The organism is Pseudotabrizicola sp., from assembly GCF_030656345.1.
Lineage (GTDB): Bacteria > Pseudomonadota > Alphaproteobacteria > Rhodobacterales > Rhodobacteraceae > Pseudotabrizicola.
In genome coordinates this window covers 132,068-145,495 of the sequence record NZ_JAUSNR010000023.1, presented here as the reverse complement: position 1 = coordinate 145,495, position 13,428 = coordinate 132,068, and the positions used below count along the sequence as shown (strand labels likewise).

12 protein-coding genes are annotated in these 13,428 nt (G+C 64.7%); 8 read left to right on the top strand and 4 right to left on the bottom strand.

The window, feature by feature from the left end:
• The first annotated feature begins 33 nt into the window (after window positions 1–33).
• The 5 genes from Q7J44_RS13605 to Q7J44_RS13585 all read left to right on the top strand — a co-directional run bounded on the left by Q7J44_RS13605 (window position 34) and on the right by Q7J44_RS13585 (window position 5,304).
• Entirely contained in the window at window positions 34–1,122 is a 1,089-nt protein-coding gene (locus Q7J44_RS13605) for an ABC transporter permease (protein ID WP_304880716.1), read from the top strand.
• Window positions 1,122–2,051, top strand: a complete 930-nt coding sequence (locus Q7J44_RS13600) for an ABC transporter permease (RefSeq protein WP_304880715.1) — start codon at window positions 1,122–1,124, stop codon at window positions 2,049–2,051. The genes Q7J44_RS13605 and Q7J44_RS13600 overlap by 1 nt, the downstream gene beginning before the upstream one ends.
• A gap of 51 nt (window positions 2,052–2,102) precedes the next feature.
• Window positions 2,103–3,194, top strand: a complete 1,092-nt coding sequence (locus tag Q7J44_RS13595) for a BMP family ABC transporter substrate-binding protein (RefSeq protein ID WP_304880713.1) — start codon at window positions 2,103–2,105, stop codon at window positions 3,192–3,194.
• Window positions 3,195–3,328: 134 nt separating this feature from the next.
• On the top strand, window positions 3,329–4,408 hold the full coding sequence (locus Q7J44_RS13590) for an FAD-binding oxidoreductase (protein ID WP_304880711.1): 1,080 nt from the start codon (window positions 3,329–3,331) through the stop codon (window positions 4,406–4,408).
• 89 nt (window positions 4,409–4,497) lie between these two features.
• The gene (locus tag Q7J44_RS13585) at window positions 4,498–5,304 is read left to right on the top strand and encodes a GH25 family lysozyme (RefSeq protein WP_304880709.1); all 807 of its coding nucleotides are present in this window, start codon (window positions 4,498–4,500) and stop codon (window positions 5,302–5,304) included.
• 120 nt (window positions 5,305–5,424) lie between these two features.
• Here the strand turns inward: Q7J44_RS13585 and Q7J44_RS13580 are convergent, their stop codons facing one another.
• Window positions 5,425–7,923: an FAD-dependent oxidoreductase gene (locus Q7J44_RS13580; RefSeq protein WP_304880708.1), complete on the bottom strand. Its 2,499-nt coding sequence runs from the start codon at window positions 7,921–7,923 to the stop codon at window positions 5,425–5,427.
• Between the two features lie 177 nt (window positions 7,924–8,100).
• Between Q7J44_RS13580 and Q7J44_RS13575 the strand changes: the two genes are divergently transcribed.
• From Q7J44_RS13575 to Q7J44_RS13565, 3 genes are all read left to right on the top strand, one after another.
• Window positions 8,101–8,490, top strand: a complete 390-nt coding sequence (locus tag Q7J44_RS13575) for a hypothetical protein (RefSeq protein ID WP_304880707.1) — start codon at window positions 8,101–8,103, stop codon at window positions 8,488–8,490.
• 47 nt (window positions 8,491–8,537) lie between these two features.
• Complete coding sequence (locus Q7J44_RS13570) at window positions 8,538–9,926, top strand: PepSY domain-containing protein (protein ID WP_304880706.1); 1,389 nt, start codon at window positions 8,538–8,540, stop codon at window positions 9,924–9,926.
• A gap of 232 nt (window positions 9,927–10,158) precedes the next feature.
• A complete protein-coding gene (locus tag Q7J44_RS13565) occupies window positions 10,159–11,220 on the top strand; it encodes a PRC-barrel domain-containing protein (protein WP_304880705.1) in 1,062 nt (353 codons plus the stop codon).
• A 78-nt stretch (window positions 11,221–11,298) separates the two neighbouring features.
• Here Q7J44_RS13565 and Q7J44_RS13560 read toward each other — a convergent pair whose 3' ends face one another.
• Genes Q7J44_RS13560 through Q7J44_RS13550 form a run of 3 tightly spaced genes read right to left on the bottom strand, consistent with a single transcriptional unit; the run spans window position 11,299 to window position 13,374 of the window.
• The gene (locus tag Q7J44_RS13560) at window positions 11,299–12,090 is read right to left on the bottom strand and encodes an iron chelate uptake ABC transporter family permease subunit (protein WP_304880703.1); all 792 of its coding nucleotides are present in this window, start codon (window positions 12,088–12,090) and stop codon (window positions 11,299–11,301) included.
• Window positions 12,083–12,841 carry a metal ABC transporter ATP-binding protein gene (locus Q7J44_RS13555; protein WP_304880701.1) on the bottom strand — a complete coding sequence of 253 codons (759 nt, stop codon included), beginning with the start codon at window positions 12,839–12,841 and terminating at the stop codon, window positions 12,083–12,085. Before Q7J44_RS13555 ends, Q7J44_RS13560 begins: the two co-directional genes overlap by 8 nt.
• On the bottom strand, window positions 12,838–13,374 hold the full coding sequence (locus Q7J44_RS13550) for a Fur family transcriptional regulator (protein WP_304880699.1): 537 nt from the start codon (window positions 13,372–13,374) through the stop codon (window positions 12,838–12,840). Before Q7J44_RS13550 ends, Q7J44_RS13555 begins: the two co-directional genes overlap by 4 nt.
• Window positions 13,375–13,428 lie beyond the last annotated feature (54 nt).

Below are 13,428 nucleotides of genomic sequence, written 5' to 3'. Positions count from 1 at the left end.
TGAGTATTTGTATCAAGATGAAGGGGCGGCTCCATGCTGAGGCTTGAAAAGAGACCCTCACCCAGCCGGTTCTGGCAGGGGGCGACGCCGATTCTGGCGGTGGTGCTGACGATGATTGCGGGCGGGCTGATGTTTGCCGCGCTGGGGAAAAACCCGTTCGAGGCCATTCGCACGATCTTCTGGGACCCGTTGTTTCACCCGCAGTTTGCGGCCTATTCGCGGCCGCAACTGCTGGTGAAGGCGGGGCCGCTGATTTTGATCGCCATCGGGCTTTCCCTGGGCTTCCGGGCCGGGATCTGGAACATCGGGGCCGAGGGCCAGTATATTATGGGGGCGCTGTTCGGCGCGGGGGTCGGGCTGGCGTTCTATCCTGCCGACCACTGGTTCATCTTTCCGCTGATGGTGATTGCAGGCGCGTTCGGCGGCTGGATCTGGGCGATGATTCCGGCGGTGCTGAAGACGAAATTCAACACCAACGAGATTCTGGTCAGTCTGCTGATGGTCTATATCGCGCAGAACTTCCTGTCGTCGATGTCGCTGGGCCTGCTGCGCAATCCGCAAGGCGGCGGCTTTCCGGGCAGCCGGAACCTGAGCCAGTACCCTGCCGCGTCTAACCCCGAACTGATTGCGGGCACCGGCATGCATTGGGGGGTGATCGCGGCGTTGATGGCGGTGATTGCGGCCTATATCCTGCTGCAGCGCCATATCCTTGGCTTTCACATCAAGCTGGCCGGGCAGGCCCCGCGCGCCGCGCGCTATGCCGGGGTGAACCCGACCGGGCTGGTGCTGCTGTGCATGGGGATTTCCGGGGCTTTGGCGGGGCTGGCGGGCCTGTTCGAGGTGTCGGGGCCTGCCGGGCAGATCAGCATTGATTTCAACGTGGGCTATGGCTTTACCGCGATTATCGTGGCGTTTCTTGGCCGGTTGAACCCCATTGGCATTCTGCTGGCGGGGCTGTTGATGGCGCTGACCTATATCGGCGGCGAGCTTGCGCAGTTCATGCTGGGCCTGCCTGCCGCCGCCATTCAGGCGTTTCAGGGGATGCTGCTGTTTTTCCTGCTGGCCGTCGATCTGCTCAGCAATTACCGCATCCGCCTTGCCCATAAGAAGGAGGCCATCTGATGTTCGGAGGAATTGATCCGGCGCTGCTGATTTCAGCGCTGATGGTGGCTTCGGTGCCGATCATCCTTGCCGCCATCGGCGAGCTGGTGGTGGAACGCGCCGGGGTGCTGAACCTTGGGGTGGAAGGCATGATGATCATGGGCGCCGTCTGCGGCTTTATCGTCTCGGTCCAGACCGGCAGTGCGGTGCTGGGCTTTGTCGGCGGGGCCATCGGCGGCGCGTGCATGGCGTTTATCTTCGGGGTGCTGACGCAGTTTCTGCTGGCCAATCAGGTGGCATCCGGCCTTGCGCTGACCCTGTTCGGGCTGGGATTGTCATCCTTGATGGGGCAAAGCTTTGTCGGCATCCGCCCGCCTGCCACCGGGGCGGTGCCGCTTGGCCCGCTGGCGGATATTCCGTTCTTTGGCCGGGTTTTGTTCAGCCATGACTGGGTGGTTTACGCCTCGATTGCCTCGGTCGCGGCGACGTGGTGGGTGCTGAAAGCCACCCGCACCGGGCTGATCCTGCGCGCGGTGGGCGAAAGCCATGATGCGGCGCATGCCCTTGGCTACAAGGTGCGCAAGATCCGGATGCTGGCGATCCTGTTCGGGGGGGCGATGGCGGGCTTGGGCGGGGCCTATATCAGCATGGTCAGGGTGCCGCAGTGGACCGATGGCATCACATCAGGGGCGGGCTGGATTGCGCTGGCGATTGTGGTGTTTGCGGCCTGGCGTCCGTGGCGCGCGCTGATCGGTGCCTATCTTTTTGGCGGAATCTCGGTACTTCAGCTTAATCTGCAGGCGGCGGGGGCGCGTATTCCGGTCGAATACTTGTCGATGTCGCCGTATCTGATAACCATTCTGGTGTTGGTCATCATGTCTTCGGGCAAGGGCAAGGCTGCACTGAACGCTCCGGCAAGTCTGGGCCAGAATTTCCACGCCTCGCGTTAGGGGCACCACTCAAACCGGGGCCGGTCAACGGCACCCTTCAGGGAGACGACAATGAATCGCAGAACACTTCTTGCCACGGCAGCACTGGGTCTTGGCCTTGCCTTCGGCGGCGGCGCAAGCGCGCAGGGCATGGACAAGGTCAAGGCCTGCTTCATCTATGTGGGTCCGATCGGCGATCTGGGCTGGACCTATCAGCACCATCAGGGCGCGCTGGAACTGGTGGAAACCTATGGCGACAAGGTCGAAATCGCCTATCAGGAAAACGTGCCCGAAGGCGCCGATTCCGAACGGGTGCTGACCCAGATGGCGCTGTCGGGTTGCAACATCATCTTCACCACATCCTTCGGCTATATGGACCCCACCAACACGGTCGCGGCCAAATTCCCCGACATCAAGTTCGAACATGCCACCGGCTACAAGCGTGACCATGCCAACGTGTCGACCTACAATGCCCGCTTCTACGAAGGCCGCGCCATTCAGGGCCATATTGCCGGCAAGATGACCAAGACCAACAAGATCGGCTATATCGGGTCCTTCCCGATCCCCGAAGTGGTGATGGGCATCAACAGCTACTACCTGCACGCCAAGAAGGTGAACCCGGATGTGGAACTGTCGGTGGTCTGGGCCTTCACATGGTTTGACCCGGCGAAAGAGGCCGATTCTGCCAAGGCGCTGATCGATCAAGGCGTGGACGTGATCGCCAGCCACACCGATTCCACCGCACCGCTGGCCGAAGCGGCCAAGACGAATGGCGCGGTGATCGGCTTTGGTCAGGCGTCCGACATGGCCGATTACAAGCCAAGCCCACGCGTGTCGTCGATCATCGACAACTGGGCCCCCTATTACGTGAAGCGGGTCGGCGAGCTGCTGGACGGCACTTATGAGCAGGTCGACAGCTGGGCCGGCATTCCCGAAGGCGAGGTCGAGATCGGCGAGATCACCGATGCGATCCCGGCTGAGCTGAAGGCAGAGGCCGAAGCGATGCGCGACGCCATCGCAGCCGGCACCTATCACCCGTTCACCGGGCCGATCAACAAGCAGGATGGCTCCGAGTGGCTGGCCGAGGGCGCGGTTGCGCCGGATGGCGAGTTGCTGGGGATGAACTTCTACATCGAAGGCATCACGGGTGCCATCCCGCAGTGACCTGAGGGTCTGAACCGGAAAAGGCCCGCGCACCGCGCGGGCCTTTTTTATGCGTGACAGAGCGTTGAAGGACTGCCCTTTGGCCCGCGCGCCCGGTATCAGGGGGTCGGACGGTCTGACAGGAGATGCGGGCGATGGATGCGGATGTTGTGATCATTGGTGGCGGCATTGCCGGGGTGTCGCTGGCGGCGCGGCTTTCCCCCCATGCCTCTGTCCTGCTGCTGGAGGCAGAGCCTGTGCTGGCGCATCACGCCTCGGGCCGGTCAGCGGCACTGTATGAACCGCGCTATGGCAGCCCGGCGGTGGTGGAATTGTCGCTGGCCTCGGGCGCATTTTTCAACGACACGCCCGGCGTGCTGGCCCCGCGCGGGCTGATGATGGTGGGCAAGAGCGGGGATGCCGCCAGCTTTCCGGCGGAGTCGGCAGCGATGGGGCTGGAGCCGGTGACCTTGGCCGAGGCCATCGCGATGGTGCCGGTGCTGAACCCCGACAGCGTGGCAATGGCAGCCTATTCGCCCGAGGCATGGGATATCGACACCGATCTGCTGCTGCAGGGCTTTGCCCGCACCGCCCGCGCGGCGGGGGCGGTGCTTCGCACCGGGGCGGCGGTGACGGCGATCCGCCGTCATGACGGGCGGTGGCATCTGAGCACCGCACAGGGGCCGGCCACGGCAGGGGTGCTGGTCAATGCCGCCGGGGCATGGGTCGACGCTGTGGCGCAGATGGCAGGGGTGCAGCCCCTGGGCTTTACGCCCTATCGCCGGTCGATGGCGCGCATTCCGGCCCCCGGCGGTCTTGATGTGTCGCGCTGGCCGATGCTCTTTGGCGCGGGTGAGGCGTGGTATGCCAAGCCCGATGCCGGGGCGCTGATCGTCTCGCCCGCCGAAGAACACGGCATGGAGCCGCAGGATGCCTGGGCCGATGACATGGTGCTGGCCGAGGGTCTGGCGCGCTATGAGGAGATGGTGACCACCCCCGTCACCCGGCTGGTGTCGAACTGGGCGGGTCTGCGCACCTTTGCGCCCGACCGCGCGCTGGTGATCGGGGCTGATGTGCGCGAGGCGTCGTTCTTCTGGCTGGCAGGTCAGGGCGGTCAGGGCTTCCAGTCCTGCCCGGCGGCCAGCCAGCTTGCCGCCGATCTGATCACGGGCCGCGCGCCGGACCTTGGGGCCGATCTGGTGCAGGCGCTGTCGCCGGGGCGGTTCGGGGGCTGACCAAGGGTCGGCGGATTTCGGCCAGCGGCGGCGGCGTTGCCCAGATTTGCAGGGATGACACGGCACCTGCCTTGCGGCAAAGTTGCGCGATGAAATACGCCATTCTCCTTGTCGCCGCGCTGATGCTGTCCGCCTGTGGCGGCCCGCGCCTTGCCACCATGCAGCACCGCGCCCCGGCCGCCGCCGCCGTGACGGGCGTTGTCACCGCGCCGAATTTCGGCGACCGCAAGCCGCACCCATGGGACGGGCGCGCGCCATCCGCCTATGCGGTGCATGGCACCGACACCTCGCGCTATCAGCCGCCGGTGGATTGGGCCACGGCGCGGGCAAATGGCATCAACTTCACCTTCATCAAGGCGACCGAAGGGGCCGATGACGCCGACCCGATGTTCCAGGCCCACTGGAATGCCGCCCGCGCCGCCGGGGTGGCGACCGGCGCCTATCACTTCTGGTACCACTGCGCGCCGGGCCGGGCACAGGCGCTGAACTTCATCCGCCGCGTGCCAAAGGCTGCTGGCGCCCTGCCGCCGGTCCTCGATCTTGAATGGACACCGTTTTCCCCCACCTGCACGCGGCGCCCGCCGCAGGCGGAACTGCTGTCCGAGGCGCAGGTGTTCATCGACACCGTCGCGCGCCATTACGGCCAGATGCCGCTGGTCTACGTCAGCCCCGACATCTTTGCCTCGCATGAATTGTGGCGGCTGCGCGGGGTGGAATTCTGGGTCCGCTCTGTCGCCAACCACCCGTCAAAGGTCTATCCGGGCACGCGCTGGACCTTCTGGCAATACTCCGGCACCGGGCAGATTCCGGGCAAGGCGGGCGATGGCGACCTGAACGTGTTTGCCGGATCACCGGCAGAGTGGCGCGACTGGCTGGCCCGGCGCACTCATCGCTGAGACGCTTGCGCGGATGTCACCCCCGGGGCTCTGCCCCGGACCCCGGAGTATTTTTGTCAAGATGAAGAGCATCCGGGTTTCATCCTGCCCCAAGTACTCCGGGGGCCGCGCCCCGGGGTGTCAGCCATCCATCCGGATGCGGGCGTTGGCGGGGTCAAACGGGCTGTCCTCAACCACCACCGCGTCCCATTCCTGCAGCATCATCTTGACCTTCAGCTTTGTGCCCACCTCGGCCAGATCGGGGCGGACGTAGCCCATGCCGATCTGCTTGCCAAAGGCGACCGAATAGCCGCCCGAGGTCAGGCGACCGATTTTCTCGCCGTTCAGCAGCAACGCCTCTTTGCCCCATGGGTCGCAATCCGAAGGGCCGTCGATCAGCAGCGTGCAGCATTTCGAGCGGATGCCGGTGGCCAGCATCGCCTCTTTGCCCTGAAACTCTTTTGACAGATCGACAAAGCGGTCCAGCGCCGCCTCCAGCGGGGTCGCGTCGCGGCCAAGTTCATTGCCAAAGGCGCGGTAGGATTTTTCCTGCCGCAGCCAGTTCTGCGCCCGCGCGCCGACCAGCTTCATGCCGTGCTTCTCGCCCGCTTTCAGCAGCAACTCCCACAGGTGGCGTTGCATCTCGATGGGGTGGTGCAATTCCCAGCCCAGTTCGCCGGTATAGGCCACGCGGATGGCGCGGACCGGGACCATGCCAAGTTCGATGTTGCGCATGGTCAGCCACGGAAAGCGCTTGTTCGACAGCACGGTTTCGGGGGTGGCGTCCTTGACGATCTCTTGCAAAATCCGCCGCGCATTCGGCCCCGCCAGCGCGAAGACGCCCCATTGCGTGGTCACGTCATGGATGTCGATGTGGCCAAATTCCGGGGCCTTATCCTGCGCGCATTTGCGCAGGTAGTCGCTGTCGTAATCGGTCCATGCGCCTGCCGACACCAGATAATACTCATCCTGCGCCAGCCGGACGATGGTGTATTCGGTGCGGGTGGTGCCGGTGGGGGTCAATGCATAGGTCAGGTTGATCCGGCCCACCGCGGGCAACTTGTTGCAGGTGAACCAGTCGAGGAACTGCGTCGCCCCCGGCCCGCGCACCAGATGCTTGGTAAAGGCGGTGGCGTCGATCAGCCCGGCGGTTTCGCGGATGGCGCGTGCCTCATCGACCGCATATTGCCACCACGCACCACGCCGGAACGACCGCGTGTTGTGATCGAAATCGTCGGGCGCATCCTTGGGGCCGTAATAGATCGGGCGTTCCCAGCCGTTCACCTGCCCGAACTGCGCGCCAAGCGCCTTTTGCCGGTCATACACGGGCGCGGTGCGCAGCGGGCGCGCGGCTTCGCGTTCCTCATCCGGGTGGTGCAGGATGAAGACGTGCTCATAGCATTCCTCATTCTTGCGGGCAGAATATTCGGTGGTGATCCATTGGCCATAGCGGCGCGGGTCGAGCGACGCCATGTCGATCTCGGCCTCACCTTCGGTCATCAGCTGCGCGAGGTAGTGGCCGGTTCCGCCCGCCGCCGTGATGCCAAAGCTGAAGCCTTCGGCGATCCACATGTTGCGCAGGCCCGGAACCGGGCCGACCAGCGGGTTGCCGTCCGGGGTATAGCAGATCGGACCGTTGAAATCATCCTTCAGCCCCACAGTTTCAGATGACGGCAGACGGTGGATCATCGACATGTATTCCGCCTCGATCCGCTCCAGATCCAGCGGGAACAGGTCAGCGCGGAAACTTTGCGGCACGTCATAGAGGAAGCGGGCCGGCGCGTTGCGCTCATACGGCCCCAGAATCCAGCCGCCACGTTCCTCGCGCACATACCATTTGGCATCGGCGTCGCGCAGCACCGGGTGTTCCGGGTTGCCCGCCTTGCGCCAGGCCACCAGTGCCGGATCGGGTTCGGTGACGATATACTGATGCTCTACCGGGATCGCGGGCAGCTTCACCCCCAACAGCCGCGCGGTGCGTTGGGCGTGGTTGCCGGTGGCGGTGACGACATGTTCTGCGGTGATCTCGAACGTATCCTCGCTGGCGACCAGATTGCCGCCCTGTTCCACCATGCGCGCGCAGGTGACGATCCACTCCGACCCGGTCCAACGGTAGCCGTTGACTTGAATCCGGCGCTCGATGGTCGCCCCGAACTGCCGCGCCCCTTTGGCCATCGCCTGCGTTACATCGGCCGGGTTGATGTAGCCGTCCTGCGGATGGTACAGCGCACCGACCAGATCTTCAGTGCGCAGCAAGGGCCAGCGGTCCTTCATTTCCTTGGGCGTCAGGAATTCGTGGTAGACCCCGGCGGTTTCGGCCACCGAGGAATACAGCATGAATTCATCCATGCGGTCCTGACATTGCGCCATCCGCAAGTTGCCCACCACGGCAAAACCTGCGTTCAGCCCGGTTTCCGCCTCCAGCGCCTTGTAGAGGTCAACCGAGTATTTGTGGATATGGGTGGTCGCATAAGACATGTTGAACAACGGGAGCAAGCCCGCAGCATGCCAGGTCGATCCCGCCGTCAGCTCGTCGCGTTCGACCAGCATCGTATCCCAGCCCGCCTTGGCCAGATGGTAGGCAATACCGTTTCCAACGGCACCACCGCCGACAACAAGCGCTTTGACATGGGTTTTCATGGGGGCTGCTCCGGGACAGGGGTTAGCGAACTGGGGTTGGCAAATTGCGGTCTGCGCCATCAATGCCTGATCGGCACGCAGACGGGCAAGATCCCCCGACCTTTGACAGACGAAAACGACATCGGCCGCAGGCGGCACAAGCTTGACAGACCACGCGGCACTGCCCACACACGCGGCATGATCCGGCATGCGCTGTCCTGTTCCCCTCTGACCCGCGCCATCGGCACCCTGCTGCTGGTGCCGTTCCTGCTGCTGTCGCTGATCGCACCGGGGTTCATGCCCGTGCGCGACGCGGATGGCACCTTGCGCATGGTGATCTGTGCGGATGGCGCCATGGTCGAGGTGGTGATGGACCTGAACACGGGCCAGCCCGTGGACCAGCCCCCCGAAGACGGGCGCTGCGACTGGGCGCGGATCGCGGTGGCCGTTCCCCTGGTCGACCAGCCCCTGCCCGGCCCGCCCCTGCACCTGCCGGTGCAGATGGCACCCGCCGCGCCCGATGATCTGTGGCAGCCCGCACATGACCCGCGCGGCCTTTATGCCCGTGGCCCGCCGACCCTGATCTGATTTTCCCGTCAATCCACTTGTCGAAATCAGATCGAGGAGACGGCAGAATGAGTTCTGTCCCCGTGCAAGACGCGTCGCACACCGACGCGCATCGTTTCTATTTCATCGCCTGGCGCTGGCACTTTTACGCCGGGCTTTATGTCATCCCGTTCCTGATCATGCTGGCGGTGACCGGCCTGATCATGCTGTGGATCAGCGCGCTGAGCGACATCCACGGCGAACGCGGCATCGTGCCGGTATCAGGCGCGCCGATGGCGGTCTCGGCGCTGCAGACACTGGCCGAAGCGGCGGTGCCGGGAGGGGTGGCGCAGCAATATCTGGAACCCCTGGCTGCCGACCGTGTGGCAGTGTTCAAGGTTGCGGCCGCAGATACCGCAACAGCAGTGGTGATCGACCCCTACAGCGGTGCCATCGTGGATACCTTCCCCTGGCGGGCCGGGTGGTATGATTTCGCCAAAGACATCCACGGCACTCTGCTGATCGGCGATCTGGGCGATACTCTGATCGAGGCGGCGGCCAGTCTGGGCATCCTTCTGGTGGTCAGCGGGGTTTATCTGCACTGGCCGCGCAAGGCCGGGCTGCGGCAGATGCTGGTGCCCGACCTGTCGCTGCGCGGGCGCGGCTGGTGGAAATCGCTGCACGGCGCTGTCGGCATCTGGATGTCGGTGGTGATGCTGGTGTTCCTGATCTCGGGGCTCAGCTGGGCCGGGGTCTGGGGCGAGCGCATGGTGCAGGCCTGGAACACCTTCCCGGCCGAGAAATGGTCGGCCCCCCTGTCGGATGCGACCCATGCGTCGATGAACCATGGCGCTGCCAAAGAGGTGCCCTGGGCGCTGGAACAGACACCGCTGCCGCTGTCAGGCGCGCTGGTCGGGCAGCGGGCGATCACCGCGCCGGTGGATCTGGACAGCGTTGTGGGTTTTGCCCGCACCCTTGGCTTTGCCGGACGGTTCCAGCTCAACCTGCCGCAAGGCGCGGATGGCGTCTGGACCATCAGCCATGACAGCATGTCAAACGACGGCAACGACCCGTGGCGCGACCGCACGCTGCACATCGACCAGTATACCGGAAATGTGCTGGCCGATGTGGGCTACGCGGATTACTCGGCCTATGCGCGCGCCATGGCCTGGGGTATCGCGTTTCACGAAGGGGACATGGGCGCATGGAACATCGCGTTGAACACGCTGTTCTGCCTGTCGATGATCTTTCTGCCGGTGTCAGGTCTGGTGATGTGGTGGAAGCGCCGGCCAGAGCGGGCGCTGCGGCTTGCCGCACCCCCGCGCCCGCGTGATCTGCCGTTCTGGAAAACGGCGGCGGCTGTGGTGGTCGGGCTGGGCGTGCTGTTTCCGCTGGGCGGCGCGCTGATGCTTGGCATCATCGTACTGGACCGGCTGGTGGTGCGCCATGTACCGGGATTGCGCGTCGCACTGTCGTGAAACCGCAGGTGCCGGGCTGTCCCGGCACCTGCACACCGGCACCTGCACGCCATAAGGAACGGGCGCGCATAACGCCTGACCGGCGCAGAAGTTCCTTGCACACCCTGAAAACAAAATCGCACCGTTTTGCGGAACATATCCGGGGCAAGCGTGTTTGTTGTTCATACCGACGGCAGAGAGGATGGCCGATCTACTGACCGCCTCGCCGTCATTGCATTAACAGGAGATGACCATGAAAAAGCTCTTTGGAACGACCGCTCTGGTGATGGCTTTGGCCATGCCGGCCTTTGCCCAGGACACGACCCTGCCGGCTGATGGCACCACCGCACCGGCTGGAACCACGATGGACGGCACCACTGCTCCGGCTGGCACCATGGACGGCACCGCTGGCATGGGCGGAACCGCTGGCATGGATGCAACCTCGCCATACTTTGCAGGTATTGATCAGGGTGTGCGCGCCTCTGACTTCATTGGCAAGACCGTTTATGTGACCGAACAGGACACGTCGACCATGCCTCTCGATGCGCTCAGCACAGCGGACGCTCAGTGGCAGAATGCCGGTGACATCTCCGATCTGATCATCTCGATGAACGGCGATGCACAGGCCGTACTGGTGGATTTCGGCGGCTTCCTTGGCATTGGTCAGAAGACCGTTGCCCTGTCGCTCGACAACCTTGTGATGGTGCCGGATTCGAACAGCGCCGATGACTACTTCATCGTGTTCCACGGCACGCAGGCAGAGCTGGAAGCAGCGCCGGAGTTCGACGAGAACATGGTTTTCGCCGCACAGCCGGTCAATGACGGAACCCTGACAAACGACGGGATGGGAACCACTGGCATGGGCACCACTGACCCGGCCCTGAACGATCCGGCAATGGCTCCGGCCGCTGGCGGCACCGCCGGTTCGGCTGTGGTTGACCCGAACGTGACCGACCCGGCTCTGGCTCCGGCTGATGGCACGGGCACTGCTGCAACCGACATGCCATCGACCGGCATGGCTGGCGGCGAAATGGCTGACCTGAGCGTGATGACCGAAACCGACCTGATCGGCCAGCGTGTTGTCGGCCCGAACGATGAAGATGTCGGCGAAGTCAGCTCGGTTGCGATCGGCGCTGATGGCGTGATCACCGGCGCGGTGGTTGATGTCGGCGGCTTCCTCGGCATGGGCGAAAAGCGCGTGTCGCTTGGGGCCGACGCTCTGAACGTTGTGCGCGGTGCCGACGGGTCGGTTGACCACTTCCGCGTGACGATGACGCAGGAACAGCTCGAAGCGCTGCCTGCTTACGAAATGTGATCCGGGCGTAACGCCTCGGACACCGTCTGATCGGGCGGGCTGGCATATGCCAGCCCGCCCTTTTTCGTCGGGGTAGGTTTATGACCCGATGCGCCTGCCGAATGCGGTGGTTGCTGCAAAGATCACGGCGGCCACCACAATGATCGACGGCCCCGCAGGCGTGTCCTGCCACAGCGAAAGCTGCAGCCCGCCAAGCGCCGAAACCGCACCGATCACAATCGCCAGCGCCGCCATCGCCTCGGGCGTGCGCGACAGGCCACGGGCAGCGGCGGCGGGCACGATCAGCATGGCGGCAATCAGCAGCGCGCCGACCACCTTGATCGCCACCGCCACCACGATGGCCAGTGCGATGGTCAGCACCAATCGCTCGCGGTCGGGGTTCAGCCCGCTGGCATGGGCCAGATCTTCATTCAGCGTGGCGGTCAGCAACGCCTGCCAGCGCCAGGCCAGCAGCATCAGAACCACCAGCGCCCCGCCCCAGACAAAGGCCAGATCGCCCCGGCTGACGGCAAGGATATCACCGAACAGCCAGGCCGACAGGTCGGTCCGCACCCCCGGCACAAAGGACACGGCGACCAGACCGAAGGCCAGCGCCGAATGGGCCAGCACGCCCAGCGTGGTATCCATCGCCCAGCCCTTGGCCGCCAGCGTGGCGACAGTCACCGCCATCGCCAGCGACACCACCATGATGCCGAAGCCCACCGGCAAATCGGTCGCAAGCGCCATGGCCACGCCCAGAATGGCCGCATGTGCGGTGGCATCACCGAAATAGGCCATCCGCCGCCAGACCACGAAAGACCCCAACGGCCCGGTGGCAAGCGAAAGACCTACCCCGGCAAGGGCGGCGCGGGTCAGGAAATCATCAAGCATGGGTGTGATCGTGTTTATGAGGGTGGTCGTGGCTGTGATCATGCATGTGATCATGGTCATGCACGTGCTGATACAGCGCCAGCGCGCCTTGGGTGCCCAATCCGAACAGCGCGCGGTATTCCGGGGCGGATGACACCACATGCGGCGTGCCTTCGCAGCAGACATGCCCGTTCAGGCAGATCACCCGGTCACTCGCCGCCATCACCACATGCAGATCGTGGCTGACCATCAGCACCGCCGCCCCGGAACTGGCGCGCACATCCTCGATCAGCTGGTAAAACCCGGCCTCGCCCGGCTGGTCCAGCCCTTGCGTCGGCTCGTCCAGGACCAGCAACTGCGGATCGGCCAGCAAAGCGCGGGCCAGCAGCACGCGCTGCAACTGCCCGCCCGACAGGCTGGCCATCTGCAAAGCGCTCACATCCGGCACGCCCACCCGCGCGAGGGCCTGACCCGCCGCCGCATCGCTGACCCGCACCGGCAGCGACAGGAACCGCCGCACGGTCATCGGCAGGCTGCGGTCCAGCGCCAGACGCTGCGGCACATAGCCGATGCGCAGTGCGGCCGCGCGCTGCACCCGGCCCTGTGCCACCGGCACAATGCCCAGCAGCGCGCGCAGCAGCGTCGACTTGCCCGACCCGTTCGGGCCGACGATGGTGACAATCTCACCCGGCTGCACTGCAACCGTTACGTCATGCAGCACCTCGGCCCCGCCAAAGCGGACGCAGATGCGGTCAGCAGAGATCAGGCTCATGGCGCGCTGGCCTGACAGGCGGGGCACAGGCCCAGCGCCTCGATGTTCGACCGCTCGATCACAAAGCCCAGCGCGGCGGCAGCGGTATCCAGTGCGGCGCGCACCGGGGTTCCCGCCGCCTCGGCCACCGCGTCGCAGGACCGGCAGATCAGAAACGCCGGCGCATGCGCCTCACCCGGGTGCATGCAGGCGGCAAAGGCGTTCAACCGGCGGATGCGGTGCACCAGCCCATGCTCCACCAGAAACTCCAGCGCGCGATAGGCAACGGGGGGTTGGTTGCCATAGCCATCCGCCGCCAGCCGTTGCAGCACATCATAGGCCCCCATCGCCTTGTGGTTTTCCAGCAAGATCTCCAGCACGCGCCTGCGCACCGGGGTCAGCCGCGCACCCGAGGCGGCGGTCAGGCTTTCGGCCCGGGCCAGCACATCGGCGGCGCAATGGGCATGGTCATGGCTGGCAAAGGCCAGATCAGGCGTGGCACAGCCGGGGCACTCCGCGTCGGTGTGGCTGTGGTCGGCATGATCATGCGGCATGACGGGGTCCTGTAGGGTTGACTGGTTATAGTATAACATACATAAGGCCAGCAA

Bases quoted from the DNA above. Each gene is read 5' to 3' on its own strand.
- Q7J44_RS13595 (WP_304880713.1), top strand. From the start codon at position 2,103: ATGAATCGCAGAACACTTCTTGCCACGGCAGCACTGGGTCTTGGCCTT.
- Q7J44_RS13605 (WP_304880716.1), top strand. From the start codon at position 34: ATGCTGAGGCTTGAAAAGAGACCCTCACCCAGCCGGTTCTGGCAGGGG.
- Q7J44_RS13555 (WP_304880701.1), bottom strand. From the start codon at position 12,841: ATGAGCCTGATCTCTGCTGACCGCATCTGCGTCCGCTTTGGCGGGGCC.
- Q7J44_RS13575 (WP_304880707.1), top strand. From the start codon at position 8,101: ATGATCCGGCATGCGCTGTCCTGTTCCCCTCTGACCCGCGCCATCGGC.
- Q7J44_RS13600 (WP_304880715.1), top strand. From the start codon at position 1,122: ATGTTCGGAGGAATTGATCCGGCGCTGCTGATTTCAGCGCTGATGGTG.
- Q7J44_RS13565 (WP_304880705.1), top strand. From the start codon at position 10,159: ATGAAAAAGCTCTTTGGAACGACCGCTCTGGTGATGGCTTTGGCCATG.
- Q7J44_RS13590 (WP_304880711.1), top strand. From the start codon at position 3,329: ATGGATGCGGATGTTGTGATCATTGGTGGCGGCATTGCCGGGGTGTCG.
- Q7J44_RS13550 (WP_304880699.1), bottom strand. From the start codon at position 13,374: ATGCCGCATGATCATGCCGACCACAGCCACACCGACGCGGAGTGCCCC.
- Q7J44_RS13560 (WP_304880703.1), bottom strand. From the start codon at position 12,090: ATGCTTGATGATTTCCTGACCCGCGCCGCCCTTGCCGGGGTAGGTCTT.
- Q7J44_RS13570 (WP_304880706.1), top strand. From the start codon at position 8,538: ATGAGTTCTGTCCCCGTGCAAGACGCGTCGCACACCGACGCGCATCGT.
- Q7J44_RS13580 (WP_304880708.1), bottom strand. From the start codon at position 7,923: ATGAAAACCCATGTCAAAGCGCTTGTTGTCGGCGGTGGTGCCGTTGGA.
- Q7J44_RS13585 (WP_304880709.1), top strand. From the start codon at position 4,498: ATGAAATACGCCATTCTCCTTGTCGCCGCGCTGATGCTGTCCGCCTGT.